The following is a 21,519-nucleotide window of genomic DNA, read 5'->3' on the forward strand; positions in this document are numbered from 1 at the left end:
CGCCGCTCGTTCCTCGCCGGCGTCTCGGCTCCTCCTGCAGAACCCGGTACGCCCCTCTGTGTTGATGCGGCCTCGCGGGCTCGGCCGGGGCTCGGGGCGTGGGGAACGGGGGTCCTTCATCCTCGGCGGCGCCTGTCGCTCGTTCCTCGCTGGCGGCTTGCCTCGTCTTGCAGGACCCCGTACGCCCCTCGCTCAGGCTGAGGGGCGCGGGGGGAGCGCCAGACCGATGTGCTCGCCGATCTCCTCGATGAGACCCAGGTCCGCGAGGCGGAAGCTGCCCCGGTTGCTGCGCCGGATCAGGGTCAGCGCGCCGCGCACCCCCCGGCTTCCGCGCAGCGGCACCGACATCAGGGACCCCGCGCCCAGCGCCGCCAGGAGCGGCGCCCCCGACTCCGCGTACCCGAGGACGTCCTCCTCCTCGATCAGCGGGAACAGCTGTGACTGGCCGCTGCCGAGCACCTCGCCGGGGACGGCGGAGTCGCACGGCGCCGCCGCCACCTCCGCCCGCAGCTCCTCCGGCGCGTCGGGCGGCCCGGCCACCGCGGCGCGCCTGGCCGCACGAGGGCCGGTGGGCAGGTCGCACACGTCCAGGAGCACCCAGTCGGCGTAGGAGTCCGCCAACAGTTCGGCGGCGTCCGCCAGGGCGAGCGGCTCACCCTTGCCGCCCGGCCCCGCGCTGCGCAGCAGCAGCCGCGTCATCCGGGTCAGCACGTCCAACCGCCGTGCCGCCAGGACCACGACCTGGTCCTCCACCTCCGGCTCCAGCGGCGCGGGGCCCTCCTCCTCGGAGCCGCTCATCGGCGGGGACATCGCGACCAGGACGAGAGGATGCGCCTCCGTGGGCAGCTCCAGCCGGGTCATGGTCAGATGCACGTCCTCCGCCCAACCGCGCTGCGCCAGCCGCGACTCCAGCGAGGCGGTGCCGCCCCCGCGCAGAACCGACGCCAACCACGACTGCATCGTCGCGCGTTTACGCAGGTCGACGAAGTGTGCGAAGGGTTTGCCGGTGAGGTAGCCGGGAGCGCTCCCCAGCTGTGCGGCCCCGGCGTTGTTGATCCGCCGGATGTAGCCGTCGTGGTCCAGCAACACCACGGGCACGCTCAGCTCCGCGAACATCGCGCGCAGCAGGACCCGGTCGCCGTCGTCGCCCGACCGGCGTGGGCCGGGCTGTTCCGGGCGCGCCCGGCTGAGCTGCTCCTCCGCCTCACCGAGGAGGCGTTCGGCGTACTCCAGTTCCGCCAGCGCCGCCTCGGCCGTGCTCTGAGCGTCGTCGGGGTACATTGCGTGGGTGCTGCCAAGGGCGGCCACGCGCTCTCCCAGAGCGGTGATCTCCCTGCGCAGCCCGGCGAGGTTGTCCGACACGCTCAGGTCTCCGGTCGTCGTCGATCGCGTCTTCGGCGGTACCCGTCAGGTTGTCCCGACACCGTTGTCTCACACCGACGCTAACCGATGTGAGGGGCGGTGCCCGCCACGGTTACCGTTAAGGGCACGGGGCACGGTGGCGGAAGTGAGGTGGGACGGTGTGGATCGAACGCCTGGCTCGTGACATCGGGGCGCTGGGCCAGGCCGAGAACACCACCCTCGAACGCGCCCTGGACCAGATGAGCAGGGCCGCCGCGCTGGGGGTGCCCGGTTGCTCCGCCGCCCTGGTGGTCGTCTGGCGGGAGGTCGCGGGGCCCGACGGCTCAGCCCGGCACGTCGTCACCGACTACGGTGCCTCACACGCCGACCTGTCCGAGGCCTTCGAGTACCAGTACACCAGCGACCAGGGACCCACGGTCGAGGCGGTGCGTGAGATGCGCCAGGTGCGGGTCGGCGACGTCCTGCGCGAACACCGCTGGCCCGGCTACACCAGCATGGCCGTGCAGTGCGGCGACCGCTCATCCGTCACACAGCCCAGCCTCATCCCGGGAGACGAGGGCGACGACGACCGCGTCGTGACCTTCGGCGTGCACTCCGGCCGGGCCGACGCCTTCGACGAGGACGTGGTCGTCCCCCTCACCGCCCTGCTCGCCGAACACGCGGCGGTCGCCCTGCTCAGTGTGGGCCGCCAGGCCGACGTGGCCCGCGAGACCGCGCACATGCGCCGGGCGATGTCCGCGCGGACCGTGATCGACCAGGCCAAGGGCATCATCATGCACGCGCGCGCCTGCGACGCGGACGCCGCCTTCGCGGCGCTGCGCGAGGTCGCCCAGCGCAACCGGATGAAGGTCGTGGACGTGGCCCGCGACCTCGTCCGCGAGAACACGGGCAGCCCGGCACGGGTCCGTCGCCCGCGACCGGACAGCGGGTGAACACGGCACCAACCTCACACCGATGAGTCCGGAGCGTGACCGAAGCCGGGGATGATGGGCTTCCGGGGCCGTCCCGGAACGACAAGGAGAGCCGAGAGTGACGTCAGACATCTCGACCCGTCGCGAGGATGGCGTCGTCGTGGTCACCCCGGTGGGGGAGATGGACGCGGTGACCTCTCCGGCCCTGGCGGAGGTTCTCGAGGGGCTCCTGTCCGAGGAACGGACCGGTGGGATGGTGGTCGACCTCGCCAAGGTCGCCTTCTGCGACTCCCGCTGCATCGGCGTGCTCGTCGCCGCCTACCGGCACGCTCGTGACAGGGGTGTGGGTCTCGTGGTCGCCGAACCCCAGCAGCAGGTCCACCGCCTGTTCGTGATCGCCGGGATCGACCAGGTCATCCCCATCATGACGAGCACCGGCGCCGCCGTGGACTCCCTCCGGCCATAGGCCGCGTCCTCTTCGGCCCTTCGCCTCGCCCATCACCCTCAAACGACGCCTACGGCGCGGCCCCCGACCCGGTCGAGGAAGTGCAGCCGGACCAGCGACCCCGCGGCGCTGCCGCAGATCTCCAGGAAGTCGCAGGTCTGCCGGGTGATCCACAGCCCGTACCCGCGCGGGCGCGTTCCGTCGGCCGGCCGGTAGCCGGTCAGCGGGTCGACGAGGCCGCCGTCCTCGTCGAAGACGTCGCACACCCATCGCCCCGGCGCGCGCCACACGGTCACCGTGCCCTTGCCCGCGCCGTGCTCCAGCACGTTGGCGGCCAACTCGTTCACCGCCACGACCAGATCGTCCACCCTCACATCCGGCCAGCCCGCCGCGCGCCCGAGTCCGGTGAGTTCCCGGCGCAGCCGCGGCAGGGACTGCCCGATCTCCAACTGGTGGACGGGCCCCGCGGTCGGCAGCGGTTCCGGCGCCGTCGGCCGGACCCCGAACGCCGCCGTCCCCAGGTACCCGCCGTTGGGGCGGGGGCCGTCGGGACCCACCAGCACCGGGTGGGTGGCGCGCACCGCCGACCGCACGTGCGGGGCGAGGCCGCGCGCGTCGTGCGCACACAGCAACCGCAGCGGTGTCGGGGCCAGCGCGGTGGACAGCACGGACTCCAGCCGGAGCCACTCCCGCAGCTCCATCGCCGACCCGTCGGACAGAGGGGGCTCGGCGATCACGGCCACGGGGGAGGAGCCGTGCACGAGCGCCAGCCGGTGCAGGAAGGCCAGCGTCCGCCCCGGCGCGGCGTAGAGCTCGGCGCGGTCGGTGACGTGTACCCGGGCTCGCTCCGGGGCGCTGAGGCCCTCGGTCAGGGCTGCCACGCGGCAGGCGCTGACGGCGAGCACGGCGTGGGCGTCCTCGCGTACGGCGGAGCGCAACCGCTGCTGGGCCACCTCGTGGAACCTCTGCTCGCGGTGGAAGAGCAGGCCCTGGTGTTCGAAGATCATCGGTGAGGGTTCGCGTTCGGGGGAGCGGCGCCCGGGTACGTACGCCGTCGTCTGAGGTGTACCCACTCCGCGCCCGGTCCCCCGGAGCGGGTTCCGGGAGACCGAGGAGGCGTGTGCGGAGGGAGCGGGGACACGGCTCAGTGGGCGGCCGTCGACAGCAGAACGCCGTCGACCTCGTCCTCGTCGGGCTCCTCGTTCTCCGGGGTCTGGGGCAGGGAGCGCTGGTAGGCGATCTCGGTCTCCACCGCGATGCGCTGCCACGTGAACCGGGAACGGGCGCGGTCGGCGGCGGCGATGCCGTACGCCGAGCTCATCGTCGGTGTGTTGAGGACGGCGCGCACGGCGCGGGCCACCTCGTCGGGGCGGCCGAAGCGCATGAGGACACCGCTGGTGCGGTGCAGTACCGCGCCGGGGACCGCACCCGTGGCCGTGGCGACCACCGGAAGGCCGCACGCCATGGCCTCCACGACGGCCCCGCCGTAGGGGTCGTAGGCGGCCGCGGACACGTACACGTCCGCCGAGCGCAGCAGCCGGGGCAGCTCCTTGCGCTCCACGGGGCCGGTCAGGTGGACGCGGTCGTCCACGCCCGCCTCCTTGGCCAGCAGTTCCAGGGCACGGGCGTTCTCATCCAGGGCCACGTCGCGGTCCTCGGTGGTGGACACGATCAGGAGCTCGGCCTCGGGCAGCCGGGTCATGGCCTCGACGAGCCGGTCGGCGCCGCCGGGGCCGGACAGGGACGTGACCGAGACCAGGCGGGGCCGCTCCTCGCGGCGGGTCTGCCAGGGCTCGGAGGACGCGCTGCCCTCCACACTGAAGTGGTCGGTGTCCACGCCGAAGGGGACGACGCTGACGTGGTGGCGGGGCACGCCGAGCCGGGCCAGTTCACCCTGCTGGTCGGTCGAGTTGACCAGGACGTGGTCGGCGCGCGATGCCAGGATCGTCTCCATGCGTGCGCGTTCGGGCTGGTGGGCGAGGCCGGAGCGCTGCTCGCTGGCGTTGAGCGAGTGGAAGGTCTGGACGATCGGGGTGCCGCTCTGATCCCGGTCGCAGTGCGCCTGGGCGTGCAGGGCGGCCAAACCGCTGGTCCATCCGACGGAGTGGAGGACGTCTGGGGTGTCCTCGTCGAGGGCGGCGGCGAGCGCGGTCCCGAAGGCGCCGGTGTGCTCCGTCTCCTCGTCATCGCCGAGGGGACGGGCCGGACCCGCGTCGAGGTAGACGACGGAGACTCCGCGTGACATGCGGGTGCGGCCGTCGGGCTGGTCGGGGTCGCTCCGGCGCGAGTACACCGTGACCTTGTGGCCGCGTTTGGCGAGCTGCCGGGACACGGCGCAGGCGTGCAGACTCGCCGGGCAGGCCGGTTCCCCCCGGTGGGCGGGGAGGGGGTTGGCGTGTTCGGCGACCATGGCGATCTTCACTGAGTTGGACTCCTTGGACACGAGGGACGGGTCCGTCATCGGCGGGTGCTGCGGCCGGAGGCCGTCCGTTGAGGGCGGTCCCGAGGCGACTCCGGAGCGGGGTCGGAGCCCCCCGGGAGGGAAACGTGGTCGACGGGCCGTTCTCCCGGCCCGTCCGGTGATCGGCGCGCGTGGCACGGGGCCCAGGGCGCGTCAGGGGGCGACGGGGCGCGTTCGCGGCACGGGCGGAGGTCTGCGGGCAGCGCTGAGGACCGTGCGCATCGAGGGCACGCGGAAGCCAGGTGGTGAAGAGGAAAGGAGGGGGGAGGGCAGACGCACAGAAACCACACCAAACGACCGATAGGGAGAGCGAGCCACCGTGCGAACCCGGATCGGGTCAACGCGCGGGCGAGGTCGTGTGTGTCTGCGTCTTAGACACCCAACGGCACCCATTCTGCCAGACGGTCAGGTGAGTCACAACGTGACAGGGGATCGCTGACCGTGCCAAAGGGGGGCTTCGGGGCTGCCCGTAACCCCGGAGGAGTCCCTTTGTACTGCGGCTTCTCGATCTCGTCCGATCCCCACTGTCGCCGTCAGGGCACCGCCGCTACTGTCGGACAGGAACAACAGGACTGGACCTCGTTCACCACCGGCTCACCGATCACAGCACTTTCGGCGATGGCAACCCGCGTGGGAACTGCGTATCCGGGTGTTTTCCGCCATGATGTACGCGGATTTTGACCGACTCCACCGGTACCTCGGTACGGTTACAGAATCCACACGTTGAACGGGACTCGAGCAACGTCCGGCGGTGCGCGCCGGGCAACCGGCCACGGCCGATGAAACGGGAGGAAGGGCGTATGGGTGTCGCTGGTGGGGAAGTCATTGTCACGGCCCTCACGCACCGGGGCGCTGTCCGTCCCGCCAACGAGGATTCCGTCGTCATGGGTGCGCTCACCGTCGCCAGCGCCAACATGACCTCGCCGGTCCGTTGCGTTCTGCCGGTGAGCGAGCCCGTCATCCTCGCCGTCGCCGACGGGATCGGCGGTCAGGCCGCGGGTGAGATCGCCTCCGAACACGCCGTGCACCGCATGGCCGAGGTGGGCCCCCGGCTCAAGGGCCCGGACGAGATCGCCCAGTTGCTGACCAACATCGACGAGGAGATCAAGGACCACGCGACCCAGCACACCGAATTCTCCGGTATGGGGACCACGGTCGCCGGTGTCCTGCTCAACAACGACGGCAACTTCTGGTTCAACGTCGGTGACTCGCGGACCTACCGCCTGGAGGGGCGCTACCTGCGCCAACTCTCCGAGGACGACTCCCCCGCCCTCCCGCCCTCCGAGGACGGCCGTCCGGTCACCACCAACTTCATCACCCAGTCCCTCGGCGGCAGCGCGGGCGGCGCGATGGTCCCGCACGTGGGCCGGGACGAGGGCGCCGACCCCAGCGCCTGGCTCATGTGCAGCGACGGCCTGTCCGACCTCGTCCTGCCGGAGGAGATGGAACGGATGATCGCCGAGGCCGGGAGCGACGAGGCCGCCGTGCACGCACTCTGGCAGGCGGCGATGGAAGCGGGCGGCAAGGACAACATCAGCATCCTGCTCGCGCGCCGCGTGTAGCCCGAGAACGACGGTGGGGCCCGGACATCATCGTGTCCGGGCCCCATCTGCTTTGTGGGCCGCCGCCTCGCCTCGGCCCGCTCCTAGTTCTGGTCGCCCCGCGAACGGGAACGCAGCAGCACCGCCAGGAGTACGACCGCGCCGATGCCGATGACCGCCGCGGCGACGGCGCCCACGATCACGATCATGGTCCCCGGCGACGCACCGGAGTCGGCCTCGGCCGCCGCCTCATCGGCCGCGACCGGGGTCTCCTCCGCGGGGGCGGCCGTCTCGTCGCCGGTTCCGGGGCCCTCCTCGGTCTCGCCGCCCTCCGACCCGGCCTCGGGAGCGGCCGCGGCCGCGGCCGCCTCCGTCAGGGTGAACGTGAGCGTGTCCTGGATGGGGTGGCCGTCGGAGGAGACGACCCGGAAGCCGATCGTGTACTCGCCCGCCTGGTCCAGGGGGAGCAGGCCCGTGGTCACGTCCAGGTCCTCGAACCCCAGGGCCTCGCCGTCCTGGTACTGCTCGCCGTCGGGTCCGGTGACGATGATGTCGCTCGCGCTGTCCGACGCCATCGGCGTGTTGTTGAAGGTCAGCACGATCTCCTCGGGTGCGGCGTCCAGGGTGGCGCCGTCCTCGGGTGAGGAGCCGGTGAGGACGTCGTGGGCGAGGGCGGGCGCGGGGGCCAGCACCAGCGCGGCGGCGGCCAGCGGAGCCGCGGCCGCGGCGATCACACGCGGGAGGCGGCGGGTCGTCGCGTGGCCGGGGGTGTTCGTGGTCTCGGTGGACGCCATGTCTTCTCCCAGTGCTCGGGGTCGGTACGCGCACCGGCGGAGAAGGCCGGGTCGCACGTGTTCGAAACTAGGGCATGGTCGGCGGACGGCCGTTCCGCCGCGCGACCCTCGGCCCGGCTCCTGCGGCGCTCTCCCTACGTAGTCGACCGCATCTTCGGTCGAGTTCCCTCTTCGTCCTTGCGGCAACCGCGCCGGGGACGGCTCTCGCGGGCCCGAGGGGCGCACGCACACGGAAAAGGGGCCGTCGGGTGCGGTCCCCCTCGCACCCGACGGCCCCGCCATCGCCTCAGGAGGCCGGGACCAACTCGCGCCGCATGTAGCGGCGCTGCTCCGGGGTCGTACCGCCCCAGACGCCGTGGGCCTCTCCGGCTCGCAGAGCCCACCGCAGGCACTCTTGGCGAACAGTACAGCTGCGGCAGACGGCGACGGCCTGCTCGGTGTCGGCGCGCCCGATCCCGGTGCTGCTCACCGGGAAGAAGATCTCCGGGTCGTGGGAACGGCAGTTCCCCTGCTCGACCCAGTCCTCGCTCTCGTGGTAAAGGCGGTTCACGTGCGCCTCCGATCCGTGGCTGCGATCCGTGGTCTGGGGCCGCGCCGTGGGTCGCACGGCGGGCGGGTCCTCGTCCTCACCACGGCTGTCGGGTGCTTGACCCCTCTGGTCTGCGGCGAAGCGATGCGACTAAGTGTAGTACGACCTGATGTAGTACTACACGGAGTCTGGTGGAAAGTCGGCGAGACATCAAGGGTTTCGGCGAGGTCGTGTCGGCGCCGTGGAGGGCCGCGCGCGAGTCTTGGGGCGCGGGGGCCGAAGGGGCGTCGGGCGCCGGGCCGGAGGGGAAGTCCCTGCCCAGAGCCGGTTTTCGAAGGGGGCTGGAGTGGGGGTCCGCGCCGGGGCTCGCGCTCCAGAGGCGTTATGTCGCGAGGTTTCCACCGAATTGATGTGACTTAACGCACTGTTAATATTGCTCGATCAGGCTCTATGTTTGACCCTGAGTGCTGCCCGCCACACGGGGCGAGCCGCGCGGCCACGTACCGGGTCCCGGCCCCGGTCCAAGCGTCGAAGTCCCTGATGGGCAGGGGGCTCGCGGGTGGAGGGGCGCTCAGTGCCTCTCCCGCGAAACCCCTGGTCAGGGCGGTTGTATGCTGCTAAATAAACGAGCCATACCCGATGCTGATCTGATGAAACATCTACGCGGAGTCTCTCTGAAACGTCATTGACATTCGTTCGCTAAGTTCGATCGACGTGCCACATCTACGAACGAACCTCCAAGCACACGACCGGACTGACGGCGGGGCCACCGGCTCCGGCACCACAGGGTCCGTGAGCCGTGGGGACGTGCACCTGACGCACCCCACCGCGGAGGACGGGCCGCGCATGTGGCGGCTGGCAGGGAAGGCGGGGATGGACGTGAACTCTCCGTACGCCTACACGCTCTGGTGCCGTGACTTCGCGAAGACCAGTGTCATCGCCTACGACGACGCGGGCCGTCTCGCCAGTTACGTCACCGGATACGTGCGCCCTGACAGCCCGGACACGTACTTCCTCTGGCAGGTCGCCGTGGACTCCTCGTTCCGAGGACAGCGGCTGGCCCGCCGGATGCTCGACTTCGTCGGCGACGGGTTCGCCGACATGGGACTGCGTTATCTCGAAGCGACCGTCACGCCCGACAACACCGCCTCACGCGCGCTGTTCGCCTCGTTCGCCCGCGACCGTGACGCGGAGATCGAGTGGAGCCCTCTCTTCACCGGGGAGCACTTCCCGCACGAGGACGGGACTTCCCACGAACCCGAGGAGCTCGTGCGTATCGGCCCCTTCGGGCAGGGGACGAGCCAAGAGCGTGCCTGACCGTCCGCACCGGATCGACCGATCCTGACCCGCCCCGTCGTCACAGCCCTGAGCCCACGAACCTGGGGAAAGGAACCAAGGAACCCACGATGGAGACCTTCCAGCGCCTCGAATCCGAAGTCCGCGGATACTGCCGGAACTGGCCGGTCGTCTTCGACAAGGCCCTCGGAAGCCACGTCTACGACGAGAGCGGCAGGCCCTACCTGGACTTCTTCGCCGGGGCCGGGTCCCTCAACTACGGGCACAACAACCCGGAGTTGAAGAGCTCGCTCATCGAGTACCTGACCGATGACCGGATCGTGCACAGCCTCGACGCCTACAGCACCGCGAAACGGGACTTCCTGAAAACGTTCGAGGAGATCATCCTCAAACCCCGGGGCCTGGACTACAAGGTCCAGTTCCCCGGCCCCGCGGGCAACAACGCGGTCGAGGCCGCGCTGAAGCTGGCCCGCAAGTACACCGGTCGCCAGACCATCATCAACTTCACCAACGGCTTCCACGGCATGACCCTGGGCGCCCTGGCGGTGACCGGCAACTCCATGAAGCGCGGCGGCGCCGGCGTCCCGCTGGACCACGTCGCCACCATGCCGTTCGACAACTACCTCGACGGCCAGACGCCGGACTTCCTGTGGCTGCGCAGCCTGCTCGAGGACAGCGGCAGCGGTCTCGACAAGCCCGCCGCGGTCATCGTCGAGACCGTCCAGGGCGAGGGCGGCATCAACGCGGCCAGCGCCCAGTGGCTGCGCGGGCTGTCCGACCTGTGCCGCGAGTACGAGATCCTCATGATCGTCGACGACATCCAGATGGGCTGCGGCCGCACCGGCGACTTCTTCAGCTTCGAGGAGGCCGGGATCACCCCGGACATCGTCACGCTGTCGAAGTCCATCAGCGGCTACGGCCTGCCGATGGCGCTCACGCTGTTCAAGCGCGAGCTGGACGTGTGGAGCCCGGGCGAGCACAACGGCACGTTCCGCGGCTTCAACCCGGCCATGGTCACCGGCACCGAGGCGCTGCGCCGCTTCTGGAGCGACGACTCCTTCGCCCGCGCCACCAAGGCCAAGGGTGACATGGTCGCCGCCCGCCTGACGGAGATCGCGGCCGAGTTCCCCGAGGTCGGCGCGCACGTGCGCGGCCGCGGCCTGGCCCGCGGTCTGGGCTTCGAGGAGACCTCGATCGCCAAGCGGGTCGCCGCCGAGTCCTTCGAGCGCGGTCTGCTCCTGGAGACCTCCGGACCCGAGGACGAGGTCGCCAAGCTCCTTCCGGCGCTCACCACGACGGAGGAGGAGCTCAACGCCGGGCTCGACATCATGGCCGACGCGGCCCGCGCGGCCGTGAAGGTCGCCCAGCCGGTGTAGTACCCGCCCCTTGAGGGGCGAACGGTCACGGGGCCGATCGGCCTACCCGATTCGGGAAGCCGATCGGCCCCTGACCGTGTTCAATGGACCAAAAGCGACGGCGCGAGAGCGCGTTAAGGAGAGTTCAGTGATCATTCGCAGCGTGGACGACGTCAACGACACCGACCGTGACGTCAAGCACGGCAACTGGCGTAGCCGCCGGATGATCCTCGCGAAGGAGGGCGTCGGCTTCTCCTTCCACGAGACCGTCCTGTACGCGGGCACCGAGACCACGATGTGGTACGCCAACCACGTCGAGCTCGTGCACTGCATCGAGGGCGAGGCCGAGCTCACCAACGAGGAGACCGGGGAGAAGCACACCATCACCCCCGGCACCCTCTACCTGCTCGACGGTCACGAGAAGCACACGCTCCGCATCAAGGAAGACTTCCGTGTGTTGTGCGTGTTCAACCCGCCGGTGACCGGGCGCGAGGTGCACGATGAGAACGGCGTGTACCCGCTCATCATCGAGGAGCCGGAGTCGGAGAGCACCCCGGTCTCCTGACGACCGAGTGTGAACGAGTGGGCGGGGTCCGTGGTGATCGGACCCCGCCCACAGTCGTGTACGGCACCGGGTTCCCAGGGTGACCGGGTATCACACCCAGGGTCACAAGTCACAGGTGACCCAGCATGCACGCCTCTTCGGGCTGTTCATCACACGGCTGATTGCTCATAACCAGTGCATAACGGACTAAACCTGCCTCGTTACGGCTGGGCGGGCCAGGGGAGGGAGAGATCCGTACCTGCGCCGTCGGTCCGTGTCCCGGTCGGCGGCCGGACCCCGCGGAGTGACTCGGCCGCGGACACCAGCCCGCACAGGCGTCCCCATCCGAACGCGCGGTGCCGTCGTCCCCTCGGGCGCGGCGCCGCACTCAGTTACACGAGGAGCAGTCGTGAAGAAGCAGGTATCAGCGGTCACCCGAGGAGCCCTGGGTCGCCGGGACGCATTCCGCCTGGGTGGCGTCGGACTCGCCGTGGCCGGACTCGCCGCCTGCAGCCGTGTCGAGGACGGAGGCGGAGGCCCGGAAGGAGGCCCCTCGACCCTGGAGCAGCTGCGGGAGCAGGGCTTCGTCCGGATCGGTCTGGCCAACGAGATCCCCTTCGGCTTCATCAACGACGCCGGTGAGCCCGCCGGGCAGTCCCCGGCCGTGGCCGCCGCGGTCTTCGAGGAGCTGGGCGTGCCCGAGGTCCAGGCATCCCCGGTCGCGTGGGACGGCCTGATCCCCGGTTTGCAGGCCAACCGCTTCGACGTCATCGCCGCGGGCATGTTCATCACCCCGGAGCGCTGCGAGCAGGTGGCCTTCAGCGAGCCGACCGCGACCTCGCCGGAGGCCTTCCTCGTGAAGGAGGGCAACCCCGAGGACATCTCGCACTTCACCTCGTTCGTGGACAACCCCGACCTGAAGCTGGCGGTCCTCAACGGGTCCGTCGAGCAGACCTACGCGGAGGAGTTCGGGATCCCCGAGGACCAGCTGGTGCTCATCCCGGACCAGACCACCGGCTACGAGCGGCTGGAGTCCGGCCGGGTCGACGCGGTCTCCATGCTGAGCGTGTCCCACGAGTACCTGCTGATCGACCGCGGCGGCCCCTTCGAGGTTACCGAGGCCTTCTTCCCCGAGATCGACGGCAAGGAGCAGCGCGGCTGGGGCGGTCTGGCCATGCGTCAGGAGGACACCGAACTCCTGGAGGAGGTCAACCGCGTGATCGGCGAGTTCAAGGAGAGCAACCGCCTCCTGGAGCTGGGCGAGGAGTGGGGCTTCACCGAGGCCGACCTGCCCGACGACACCACGACCGCTCAACTCTGCGAGGGCTGATCCTGCCGTGCAGTTCCTGATCGAGCGGCTTCCGCTCTATCTCGACGGCGCGTGGGTCACGATCCAGCTCACCCTCGGCGGCAGTGCCCTGGCCTTCGTCCTGGCCATGGCCTTCGGCATCCTGGGCACCATCAACCACTGGCTGCCCAGGGCCGTGGCCACGGTCTACGTCGAGGTGTTCCGGGGCATCGCCGCCCTCGTGCTGATGTTCTGGATGGCCTTCGCCCTGCCACAGCTCACCGGTTTCCAGCTGGAGAACCGGTTCGCCGCGATCCTCGCCGTGGGACTCAACGTCGGTGCCTACGGCGCCGAGGTGGTCCGCGCGGCGATCAACGCCGTGCCCAAGACACAGGTGGAGGCCACGGTCGCGCTGAACCTGTCCTGGTTCCAGCGCATGCGGCTGGTCGTCCTGCCGCAGGCCTGGGCACAGATGCTGCCCACGTTCGGCAACCTGGTCATCGAGCTGATGAAGGCGACCGCCGTCGCCTACCTCATCGGCGTCATCGACCTGACCGCCGTCGCGCAGCAGATGCGCCAGGCCACCGGTGAGACGATCGTGGCCTTCTCCGGCGCCCTCGTGTTCTACTTCCTGATCGCGCAGGCGCTGATCACCGGCATGCGTCTCCTCGAACGCCGGGCCAACCGCAAGCTGGGCCGGACGACCCCGGGCGGCACCGGCCTGAGCGCCCTGCTGAAGCACCCGGTCGTCTCCGGTTCCGGAGGTGCACGCCTGTGATCTGGGATTTCGAGTTCACCATCGACGCCATGCCCGACCTGCTGTCCGGGCTGTGGGTCACCGTCCAGATCACGGTCCTGGGCTACCTCATCGCGCTCTCCCTCGGCCTGCTGATCGCCATCGTCCGGCGGGCCCGGGGGGTCGGTGCGGTCGTGCACGGGGTCATGGAGTTCATCCGGACGACCCCGCTCGTGGTCCAACTGGTCTTCGTCTTCTTCCTGGCCCCCTCCACCGTCTCCGGGATGACCGTCGGCATCGTGGTGCTGGGCGTGCACTACTCCGCCTACACCGCCGAGGTGTACCGCTCGGGTATCGAGGGGGTGGCCAAGGGCCAGTGGGAGGCGGCCCGCGCGCTGAGCCTGCCCGCGAGCCGGACCTGGGGAGCGATCGTGCTGCCGCAGGCCATCCGCAAGGTCATCCCCGCTTTGGGCAACTACCTGATCGCGATGTTCAAGGACACGCCGCTGCTCTTCGCGATCGGTGTGGCCGAGCTGCTCACGGAGGCCCAGAGGATCGGCAGCGTGACCTACCGGGTCGTGGAGGCCTACACCCTGGTCGGATTCCTCTTCCTCGCCGTGAGCATCCCCTCCGCGATCCTGATTCGACGACTGGAGCGACGCTATGCCGCCGTCTGAGACCCCGTCCGCAGAAACACCCCAAGGGGGCGCTGGACAGCCGCAGATCGTCTTCGACCAGGTGGTCAAGCGGTTCGGGGACCTGACCGTCCTCGACCACCTCGACTTCTCGGTCGAGCCCGGCGAGCGGGTCACCCTCATCGGCCCCAGCGGTTCGGGCAAGACGACCATCCTGCGCCTCCTCATGACCCTGGAGAAGGTCACCGAGGGCCGGATCGACGTGGCGGGGGAGCCGTTCAGCCACATGCGGCGTGGCGACCACCTGGTCCCCGCCAGCGAGAGCTACCTGCGGCGCAGGCGCAGGAGCATCGGCATGGTGTTCCAGCAGTTCAACCTGTTCCCCAACATGACGGTGCGCAAGAACGTCATCGAGGCGCCCGTGCACGTCCTCGGCCTGTCCAAGGGCGAGGCGAACGAGCGGGCGGAGGAGCTGCTGGACCTGGTCGGCCTCGGCGACAAGATCGACGCCCACCCGACGCAGCTGTCCGGCGGCCAGCAGCAGCGCGTGGCCATCGCCCGCGCGCTGGCGATGCGCCCCGACATTCTCCTGCTGGACGAGGTCACCTCCGCCCTCGACCCGGAACTGGTGGCGGGGGTCCTGGACGTGCTCCGCCAGGTGGCCGAGACCACGGACATCACGATGCTGTGCGTGACCCACGAGATGGCGTTCGCGCGCGACGTGTCGCACCGCGTCCTGATGTTCGACAAGGGTCGGATCGCCGAGGAGGGGCCGCCGGAGCAGATCTTCGAGGACCCGCGTGAGGACCGGACCAAGTCCTTCCTGCGCTCGGTGCTCGACAACGGGTTCTGAGGTCCCCGCCGGTTCTCGTCGAACCTGGCAGGAGGTCCACCGGCCCGGGGCGCGACGCGCCCCGGGCCGACGTGTGTGCACCCGACCACACTGACGACATACCGTAGTCATTAGATCACTTTTAGTTTCCCCTTGGGCAGAATGGGTGCTCTGATGCTGGGGGGACTCTTGTGACCAAGGTGCGAAGTTGGGGGCTCATCTCGTGGGGCGTGTTCTTCGCTCTGCTCGTCGTGGCGATGCTCGCCCGCCCCGAACTGCTCGCCGACGTCATGAGCGAGTCCCGTCCCGTCTACGTGGCGGTCTGGGGCCCCATGCTGATCGCGGGCGTCCTCACCTGGGCGCTCGTCCGCTGGTTCGGGGATCGCGACCAACTCGACCGGCGGGTCGCCGCCGCCCTCGACGGACATCCGATCCACCGTGAGTTCGGCTGGCTCATGGTGTTCCTCTGCGGGTTCGTCCTGGCCATGTTCGTGCTCTCGTGGGTCTCCTCCCTGTACGGGGAGGAGCTCGGCATGGACCTGCGGATGTCCGTCTCCCTCGTGTCCCGGCTGCTGTTCCTGTTCACCCTGCCCATGCTCGTCATGGACCGCTCCGGCGTCACCATCGACGGCAAGGGCACCGCGATGCCCGCGCTCTCGATGGCCGTCCGCGAGCCCTGGCGGTGGCTCGGCCTGGTCTCCGTGGCCCTCGCCGTGGGGCTCATCTCCTACCGCCTCGTCCCCGCCTTCGGCCTGCCCCCGCTGTCCCTGGCCGTCGTCGGCTTCTTCCTGGCCTTCGCCCTGGTCTCCCTGTGCGAGGAGATCTTCTTCCGGGCGATGGTGCAGACCCGGCTGGAGTTCATCCTGGGCCGTTGGGCCGGGATCGCGGCCACCTCGACCGTCTTCGCCCTGGCCTACGCGATCACGCAGCCCCACGACGCGGTGGCGCAGATCCGCGGCCAGGACGTGGTGACCGACCTCGGCCTGTCCCTGCTCACCTACGGTGTGAGCGGCGTCCTCTACGGCTACCTGTGGACGTGCTTCCGCAACGTCTGGATCACCGTGATCCTGCGTATCGCGCTGTTCGTCATCATCCTGCCCCCGGGACTCGACGCCCTCCTACACTGACTCCCACGAAACCCGGGAACCCCGCGACGCACCGTGTTCACCGCGGGTGCGCCGCCGGACCCTCCGTGTGAAGACCACGCAAACTCTGCGTCCGGAGTTCGGATGAAGGTGTCCTGATGGGTACAGAAGCTCCATAGCAGTCGCACGGCGGTCATATTCCCCTCACGGGGAAGTCACCGTCCAGTCATGAACAGGGGGGAGTCTGCCACCTGTGAGCACGGAATCAGCGCCAACACCAGTGGATCCCACGATCGCCGACCTGCCGCCGGACAGGTTCATGGACCGGGAGGAGGGCTGGCTCCGGTTCAACCAACGCGTCCTCGAACTCGCCGAGGACGAGGACATCCCCCTGCTCGAACGCGCGCGGTTCCTCGCCATCTTCTCCAGCAACCTGGACGAGTTCTTCATGGTCCGGGTGGCCGGGCTCAAGCGTCGTATCGCCACCGGGGTCTCCGTGACCTCCTCCGGTCACCACCCCCGCGCCATCCTCGAACGCGTCTCGGAGTTCACCCGCGAACTCATGCTCCGCCAGGCCACCTGCTACGAGGACAGCGTCGCCCCCGCCCTGCACGAGGTCGGCATCCGCATCGTTCGCTGGAACGAGCTCGACGACGCCGAACACGAGTACCTGCACGGCTACTTCCGCCGCTCCATCTACCCCCTCGTCACCCCCTTCGCGGTCGACTCCGCCCACCCCTTCCCCTACGTCTCCGGGCGGTCGCTCAACCTCGCCGTCACCGTCCGCGACCCGCGCGACGAGCGCGGCATGTTCGCCCGCGTCAAGGTGCCCGGCTCCCTGCCCCGGTTCATCGAGCTCACCGCCGGCGCCGGTGGCCGCTTCGTCCCCGTCGAGGACGTCATCGCCGCCCACCTGCCACAGCTGTTCGAGGGCATGGAGGTCGTCGAACACCACGCCTTCCGCGTCACCCGCAACGCCGACCTGGAGGTCGACGAGGACGAGACCGACAACCTCGTCCAGTCCCTCGAACAGGAACTCCTGCGCCGCCGCTTCGGCCCGCTGGTGCGCCTGGAGGTGGAGCAGTCCATCAGCGACGAGGTGCTCGGCATCCTGACCCGGCACCTCGGCGCGGAGGAGGAGGAGATCTACCGGGTCCCCGGACCGCTGAACCTGGCCGGACTCTCCCAGATCGCCGACGTCGACCGGCCCGAGCTGTGCTTCCCGCCCATGGTCCCCGTCGAGCCACGCGCCCTGAACTCCGGTGACCTGTTCGCCGCGATCCGCGACCGCGAGATCCTCGTCCACCACCCCTACGAGTCCTTCGCCACCACCACCGAGAGGTTCCTGGCCCTGGCCGCCTCCGACCCCAAGGTCGTGGCGATCAAGCAGACCCTGTACCGCACCAGCGGCGACTCCCCGATCGTCGAGGCGCTCATCGAGGCGGCCCGCGCGGGCAAGGAGGTCGTGGTCCTGGTCGAGGTCAAGGCCCGTTTCGACGAGCAGAACAACATCCACTGGGCCCGCAAGCTCGAGGACGCGGGCTGCCACGTCGTCTACGGCGTCGTCGGGCTCAAGACCCACTGCAAGCTGTCCATGGTCATCCGCCAGGACGACGACGGCCTGCTGCGCCGGTACTGCCACGTCGGAACCGGCAACTACAACCCCGCGACCGCCCGCGTCTACGAGGACCTGGGCCTGTTCAGCGCCTCCGCGGAGGTCGGCGAGGACGTCAGCGACCTGTTCAACAGCCTCACGGGCTTCTCGCGCAAGAAGCACTACCGGCGCCTGCTCGTGGCTCCCGCCGCGCTGCGGGAGGGGCTTCTCGACCAGATCGCGGGAGAGATCGACAACTGCCACAGGGGCGAGCCCGCCCACATCCGGATCAAGGTCAACTCCCTGGTCGACCGCGAGATCGTCGACGCCCTCTACCGCGCCTCCCAGGCCGGTGTCAGCGTCGACCTGTGGGTGCGCGGGAGTTGTGTCCTGCGCGCGGGCGTCCCCGGGCTGTCCGAGAACATCCGGGTCCGCAGCATCCTCGGCCGCTTCCTCGAACACTCCCGCGTCTTCGTCTTCGCCAACGGCTGGCGCCCCCAGGTGTGGATCGGCAGCGCCGACCTCATGCCCCGCAACCTCGACCGGCGGGTGGAGGCCCTGGTGCGCGTCTCCGACCCGGAGCAGTGCCGCCGCCTCGTCGGCCTCATGGAACTGGCCATGTCGGACGGGACCTCGTCCTGGCGTCTGCGACCCGACGGGACGTGGGATCGGGCCACCCACGACGAGGACGGTCACCCACTCCTGGACCTCCAGGACATCCTGCGTGGGGACCGGCACCTCAGGGTGGTGGAAAACTGATGGACATGGATACCACGGACGAGACCAAGCGCGCCGAGGCCGTCCTCGGCGAACCCCGTGTCACCAGCGCGTTCCCGCCGCGCGACACGGCGGTCGGCGGCTACCTGGAGCCCATTCGCGCGGGCGGCACCGTCCTGTGGCGCACCGGTCCCGGGGGCGGGCCCGAGGTGGTGCTGATCAGGCGGCCCGACCGCGACGACTGGACCCTGCCCAAGGGCAAGCTGAAGAACGGCGAGCACCTCATCACGGGCGCGGTGCGCGAGGTGTGGGAGGAGACCGGGCTCACGCCGGTGCTCGGCCGCCGGCTCCCGCCGCAGCGCTACCTCAAGGACGGGTGGCCCAAGCAGGTCGAGTGGTGGGCGGCCACGCCCGCCGAATCCGACGGCGCGATCGACTACAAGCCCAACGAGGAGGTCGACGCCGTCGAGTGGGTGCCCCTGGAGGACGCCCTGGTCCGCCTCACCTACGACCACGACGTCCAGGTCCTCGACAACTTCCGCGCCGGGCCCGCCGAGACCTTCCCGGTCGTCCTGCTGCGCCACCTGTCGGCGGGGGAGAAGCGGGCGTGGCGCGACAACGACCTGTTGCGACCCCTCGACGAGACCGGCCGCGCCGACGCGTTGGCCCTGCCGCGCGTGCTGGGCGCCTACGGTCGGCCGCGCGTGGTGTCGTCGGGGGCGGCCCGGTGCACCGAGTCCTTGCTGCCCTACAGCGTCGAGGCCGACGTGCCGATGCGTACCGAGCGAGCCTTCACCGTGCGTGGGACGGGCAGGGGCGAGTCAGCGGAGTTCGACGTCGAGGCCGCGCGGGAGGCGTTCGAGGGAGTCCTGTCAGAGGGGCGTCCGACGGTGGTGTGCACGCACGGCGAGCTGATCCCCCATCTGATGCGGGAGGCGCTGACCCGGTTGGACGCGCCGGTCTCGCAGCAGTTGGGTCTGCGCAAGGGCTCGTTCTGGGTGGTGCACGTCGCCGCGGGCGGTGCGCTGGCCGGGGTTGAGCGGCACGGCATCCGGGGGTGATCCGGGGTCGGTCCGGGACGCGGGTCGGGCGGTGACATCATCGGACCATGGCCACTCACAGGATCTCGCGGAGCATCACCGTCAAGGCTCCCGCCAAGCGCGTCTTCGACATCATCGCCTCGCCGGCACGGCACTCGGAGTTCGACGGGTCGGACACCGTGCGCGGTGTCCGGTCCGGTCCGGAACGGCTGTCGCCCGGTTCCCGGTTCGGGATGACCATGCGGATGTTCGGACTGCCGTACCGGATGTCCAACCGGGTGGTGGAGTTCGAGGAGGGCCGGCTGATCGCCTGGCGGCACGTCGGTCCGCACCGCTGGCGGTACGAGCTGGAGGAGGTCTCCGAAGGCGTGACGAGGGTCACCGAGACCTTCGACTACACCAGCGGCCCCTCGGCGTTCTACATTCTGCTCGGAGCCCCCGCGAGGAACGCGCGGGGCATCGAGCGGACCCTGGTGCGACTCAGGGAGGCGGCCGAGCGGGGCTGAACCGACGCGGACGCCCCCGCCGCGGTTCCGGTGCGGCGGGGGCGCGAAATCGGGTGCGCTTCGGTCCTTCGCTGCGGACCGTGCCCGGCGTCTAGCGCCAGGGGTAGCTGTCGCGCCAGTCGTGGTGACCGTGGTCGTGGTAGCCGTCCCAGTCCTTGTCCTTGCCGTGGCCGCGCCAGTCGTGGTGACCGTGGTCGTGGTAGCCGTCCCAGTCCTTGTCGCGGTCCATCATGGTCGAGCCGCCGCGGTGGTGGTCCCAGTAGCCGTCAGCGGCGGCGGGAGCGGCGGCCAGGCCGACGGCGGCACCGGCCGCCAGGGTCACGATCGCGAGCGCAGCAGTACGTTTCACGTGCGAATCCTCACTTTGGGTATGCAGGTAACTACTACCAGTGGTGACTTTAGGGTGGCGCTCTCCGTTTGGCCAGCACTTCGACGCACTTGGCGCTGATTGGCCTCTGAACGAGGACCTCCCCCACGGCACGTACGCCACGGACGCAAATGTCCTAAAGTTCGGCGAGGGCCCGCGTCCCCCGGTTCGGCCGCCTCACGGAGGAGACTTCGCGTCGAAGGTGTTTCGCACGGGCCCGTGACGGAGTGTCGACGAGTCGGGAGCAGTGGTGGGAACAACCTTCGGTGACGTCTGGCGTGAGGTGCTGTCCGTCCAGCCCGCCCCCGACCAGTGGATCATCATCGCCGCGGCGGTCCTGGCGCTGGCCGCCGTCCTGCTCGGGCCGCCGTGGAGGGTGGCCCGCAACGTCGTCACCATCGCGCACGAGGGCGGCCACGCCCTGGTGGCGCTGCTCAGCGGACGCCAGCTCACGGGGATCCGCCTGCACTCCGACACCTCCGGCGTGACCGTCTCCCGGGGCAGGCCGACCGGCGTCGGCATGATCCTCACGGTCTTCGCGGGCTACGTGTCGCCGTCCATGGTCGGACTCCTGGGCATCCTCATGCTCATGTCCGACCGGATCACGGCTCTGCTGTGGCTGAGCATCCTCGTGCTCGCCGCGATGCTGCTGATGATCCGGAACGTCTACGGCGTGGTGTCGATCGTGGGTACCGGTGCCGTCGTGTTCGGCGTCAGCTGGTTCACCCCGCCGGAGGTCCAGGCGGCCTTCGCCTACCTGTTCATCTGGTTCCTGCTCTTCGCGGGGGTCCGCCCGGTGTTCGAACTCCAGGTCCAGCGGATGCGTCAGCCCTCCCCCCACTCCGACGCCGACCAGCTGGCCCGTCTCACGGGTGTGCCGGGAACCCTGTGGGTGGTGGTCTTCGCCCTGGTCAACATCGCGGTGACCGCCCTGGGCGGGTGGCTGCTCCTGCTCAGCTAGGTGCGGTCCGACGGGGCGCAGCCAGGGCGCCAGAGGATCGGGACCGCGCCGTGGGCGTCCGTTGAGGGTGGTGACGGTGGGCCGAGGCGAGGTCAGGGCCCACGACGAGCACAGCTCAGGCGCGCGGGGCGGAGAGCGCCTCGGCGACCGAGGCGAAGACCGGGATCCGGGTGTCCAGAGCGGTCACCCGCAGGGTCTGCATCACCCGGTCGACCGGGGCGGCGATAGCCAGCAGCGCCCGCTGCTCCAGGGCGGCCTTGTGCGCGCGGATGAGCACGCGCAGCCCGCTGGAGTCGATGAACCGCAGGTCCGAGCAGTCCAGGACGACGCGCCCGGACGGCTGTGTGGTCAGCGCCTCGATCACCGCGTCCTGGAAGCGGTGCTCGGTGGCCATGTCGATCTCCCCGTCCAACGACAGGACGCGTCCCGCCTCGTTCAGGGTGGAGACGATGGTCAGGTCGGGCATTGCCACTCCGGCGAACTCGGGCCGTGCCAGACGGGTGGGCGAGGCGGGCCGCGC

Annotated in this window: 22 protein-coding genes; 15 read left to right on the forward strand and 7 right to left on the reverse strand. The window is 70.0% G+C overall.

The window, feature by feature from the left end; translation table 11 throughout:
* Positions 1–192 precede the first annotated feature (192 nt).
* Positions 193–1,362, reverse strand: a complete 1,170-nt coding sequence (locus KIK06_RS27425; RefSeq protein WP_268645640.1) for a PAS domain-containing protein — start codon at positions 1,360–1,362, stop codon at positions 193–195.
* Positions 1,363–1,520: 158 nt separating this feature from the next.
* On the opposite strand from KIK06_RS27425, the gene KIK06_RS27430 reads away from it, so the two are divergent.
* Together KIK06_RS27430 and KIK06_RS27435 are read left to right on the forward strand one after the other, a co-directional pair.
* Positions 1,521–2,294 (forward strand): ANTAR domain-containing protein, encoded by a 774-nt coding sequence (locus KIK06_RS27430; protein WP_017598643.1) that lies wholly within the window; start codon positions 1,521–1,523, stop codon positions 2,292–2,294.
* A 97-nt stretch (positions 2,295–2,391) separates the two neighbouring features.
* Complete coding sequence (locus KIK06_RS27435) at positions 2,392–2,739, forward strand: STAS domain-containing protein (RefSeq protein WP_017598644.1); 348 nt, start codon at positions 2,392–2,394, stop codon at positions 2,737–2,739.
* A 38-nt stretch (positions 2,740–2,777) separates the two neighbouring features.
* Here the strand turns inward: KIK06_RS27435 and KIK06_RS27440 are convergent, their stop codons facing one another.
* Both KIK06_RS27440 and KIK06_RS27445 read right to left on the reverse strand, forming a co-directional pair.
* Positions 2,778–3,725: an anti-sigma factor RsbA family regulatory protein gene (locus KIK06_RS27440; protein WP_268645641.1), complete on the reverse strand. Its 948-nt coding sequence runs from the start codon at positions 3,723–3,725 to the stop codon at positions 2,778–2,780.
* A gap of 137 nt (positions 3,726–3,862) precedes the next feature.
* Positions 3,863–5,140 (reverse strand): glycosyltransferase, encoded by a 1,278-nt coding sequence (locus KIK06_RS27445; protein ID WP_268646213.1) that lies wholly within the window; start codon positions 5,138–5,140, stop codon positions 3,863–3,865.
* Between the two features lie 839 nt (positions 5,141–5,979).
* Between KIK06_RS27445 and KIK06_RS27450 the strand changes: the two genes are divergently transcribed.
* Positions 5,980–6,741, forward strand: a complete 762-nt coding sequence (locus KIK06_RS27450) for a PP2C family protein-serine/threonine phosphatase (RefSeq protein WP_017598648.1) — start codon at positions 5,980–5,982, stop codon at positions 6,739–6,741.
* Between the two features lie 83 nt (positions 6,742–6,824).
* On the opposite strand, the gene KIK06_RS27455 is transcribed toward KIK06_RS27450, so the two are convergent.
* On the reverse strand, positions 6,825–7,514 hold the full coding sequence (locus KIK06_RS27455) for a copper resistance CopC family protein (protein ID WP_017598649.1): 690 nt from the start codon (positions 7,512–7,514) through the stop codon (positions 6,825–6,827).
* Positions 7,515–7,800: 286 nt separating this feature from the next.
* Complete coding sequence (locus tag KIK06_RS27460) at positions 7,801–8,064, reverse strand: WhiB family transcriptional regulator (protein ID WP_026127606.1); 264 nt, start codon at positions 8,062–8,064, stop codon at positions 7,801–7,803.
* Between the two features lie 771 nt (positions 8,065–8,835).
* Here KIK06_RS27460 and ectA point away from each other — a divergent pair.
* From ectA to KIK06_RS27515, 11 genes are all read left to right on the forward strand, one after another.
* The gene (gene ectA, locus KIK06_RS27465; RefSeq protein WP_268645642.1) at positions 8,836–9,360 is read left to right on the forward strand and encodes a diaminobutyrate acetyltransferase; all 525 of its coding nucleotides are present in this window, start codon (positions 8,836–8,838) and stop codon (positions 9,358–9,360) included.
* An 89-nt stretch (positions 9,361–9,449) separates the two neighbouring features.
* The gene (gene ectB / locus KIK06_RS27470) at positions 9,450–10,715 is read left to right on the forward strand and encodes a diaminobutyrate--2-oxoglutarate transaminase (RefSeq protein ID WP_017598652.1); all 1,266 of its coding nucleotides are present in this window, start codon (positions 9,450–9,452) and stop codon (positions 10,713–10,715) included.
* Between the two features lie 127 nt (positions 10,716–10,842).
* Positions 10,843–11,259 (forward strand): ectoine synthase, encoded by a 417-nt coding sequence (locus tag KIK06_RS27475; RefSeq protein WP_017598653.1) that lies wholly within the window; start codon positions 10,843–10,845, stop codon positions 11,257–11,259.
* A gap of 469 nt (positions 11,260–11,728) precedes the next feature.
* Positions 11,729–12,568 carry an ectoine/hydroxyectoine ABC transporter substrate-binding protein EhuB gene (ehuB, locus tag KIK06_RS27480; protein WP_268646215.1) on the forward strand — a complete coding sequence of 280 codons (840 nt, stop codon included), beginning with the start codon at positions 11,729–11,731 and terminating at the stop codon, positions 12,566–12,568.
* Between the two features lie 7 nt (positions 12,569–12,575).
* A complete protein-coding gene (ehuC, locus tag KIK06_RS27485) occupies positions 12,576–13,304 on the forward strand; it encodes an ectoine/hydroxyectoine ABC transporter permease subunit EhuC (RefSeq protein WP_268645643.1) in 729 nt (242 codons plus the stop codon).
* Entirely contained in the window at positions 13,301–13,939 is a 639-nt protein-coding gene (gene ehuD, locus KIK06_RS27490) for an ectoine/hydroxyectoine ABC transporter permease subunit EhuD (RefSeq protein WP_268645644.1), read from the forward strand. Before ehuC ends, ehuD begins: the two co-directional genes overlap by 4 nt.
* The gene (ehuA, locus tag KIK06_RS27495; protein ID WP_268645645.1) at positions 13,926–14,750 is read left to right on the forward strand and encodes an ectoine/hydroxyectoine ABC transporter ATP-binding protein EhuA; all 825 of its coding nucleotides are present in this window, start codon (positions 13,926–13,928) and stop codon (positions 14,748–14,750) included. Before ehuD ends, ehuA begins: the two co-directional genes overlap by 14 nt.
* A 170-nt stretch (positions 14,751–14,920) precedes the next feature.
* Positions 14,921–15,856, forward strand: coding sequence for a CPBP family intramembrane glutamic endopeptidase (locus KIK06_RS27500; protein WP_268645646.1), 936 nt, complete (start codon positions 14,921–14,923; stop codon positions 15,854–15,856).
* A 238-nt stretch (positions 15,857–16,094) separates the two neighbouring features.
* Positions 16,095–18,167 (forward strand): RNA degradosome polyphosphate kinase, encoded by a 2,073-nt coding sequence (locus KIK06_RS27505; RefSeq protein WP_017598659.1) that lies wholly within the window; start codon positions 16,095–16,097, stop codon positions 18,165–18,167.
* 5 nt (positions 18,168–18,172) lie between these two features.
* Entirely contained in the window at positions 18,173–19,186 is a 1,014-nt protein-coding gene (locus tag KIK06_RS27510; protein ID WP_268645647.1) for an NUDIX hydrolase, read from the forward strand.
* A 47-nt stretch (positions 19,187–19,233) separates the two neighbouring features.
* A complete protein-coding gene (locus KIK06_RS27515) occupies positions 19,234–19,671 on the forward strand; it encodes an SRPBCC family protein (RefSeq protein WP_017598662.1) in 438 nt (145 codons plus the stop codon).
* A 91-nt stretch (positions 19,672–19,762) separates the two neighbouring features.
* On the opposite strand, the gene KIK06_RS27520 is transcribed toward KIK06_RS27515, so the two are convergent.
* A complete protein-coding gene (locus KIK06_RS27520) occupies positions 19,763–20,020 on the reverse strand; it encodes a hypothetical protein (protein ID WP_268645648.1) in 258 nt (85 codons plus the stop codon).
* 268 nt (positions 20,021–20,288) lie between these two features.
* Between KIK06_RS27520 and KIK06_RS27525 the strand changes: the two genes are divergently transcribed.
* Positions 20,289–20,999 carry a M50 family metallopeptidase gene (locus KIK06_RS27525; RefSeq protein WP_026127610.1) on the forward strand — a complete coding sequence of 237 codons (711 nt, stop codon included), beginning with the start codon at positions 20,289–20,291 and terminating at the stop codon, positions 20,997–20,999.
* Positions 21,000–21,114: 115 nt separating this feature from the next.
* Here KIK06_RS27525 and KIK06_RS27530 read toward each other — a convergent pair whose 3' ends face one another.
* Positions 21,115–21,465, reverse strand: a complete 351-nt coding sequence (locus tag KIK06_RS27530) for an STAS domain-containing protein (RefSeq protein ID WP_017598664.1) — start codon at positions 21,463–21,465, stop codon at positions 21,115–21,117.
* Positions 21,466–21,519 lie beyond the last annotated feature (54 nt).

This window comes from Nocardiopsis sp. EMB25 (assembly GCF_026797795.1).
GTDB lineage: Bacteria > Actinomycetota > Actinomycetes > Streptosporangiales > Streptosporangiaceae > Nocardiopsis > Nocardiopsis lucentensis.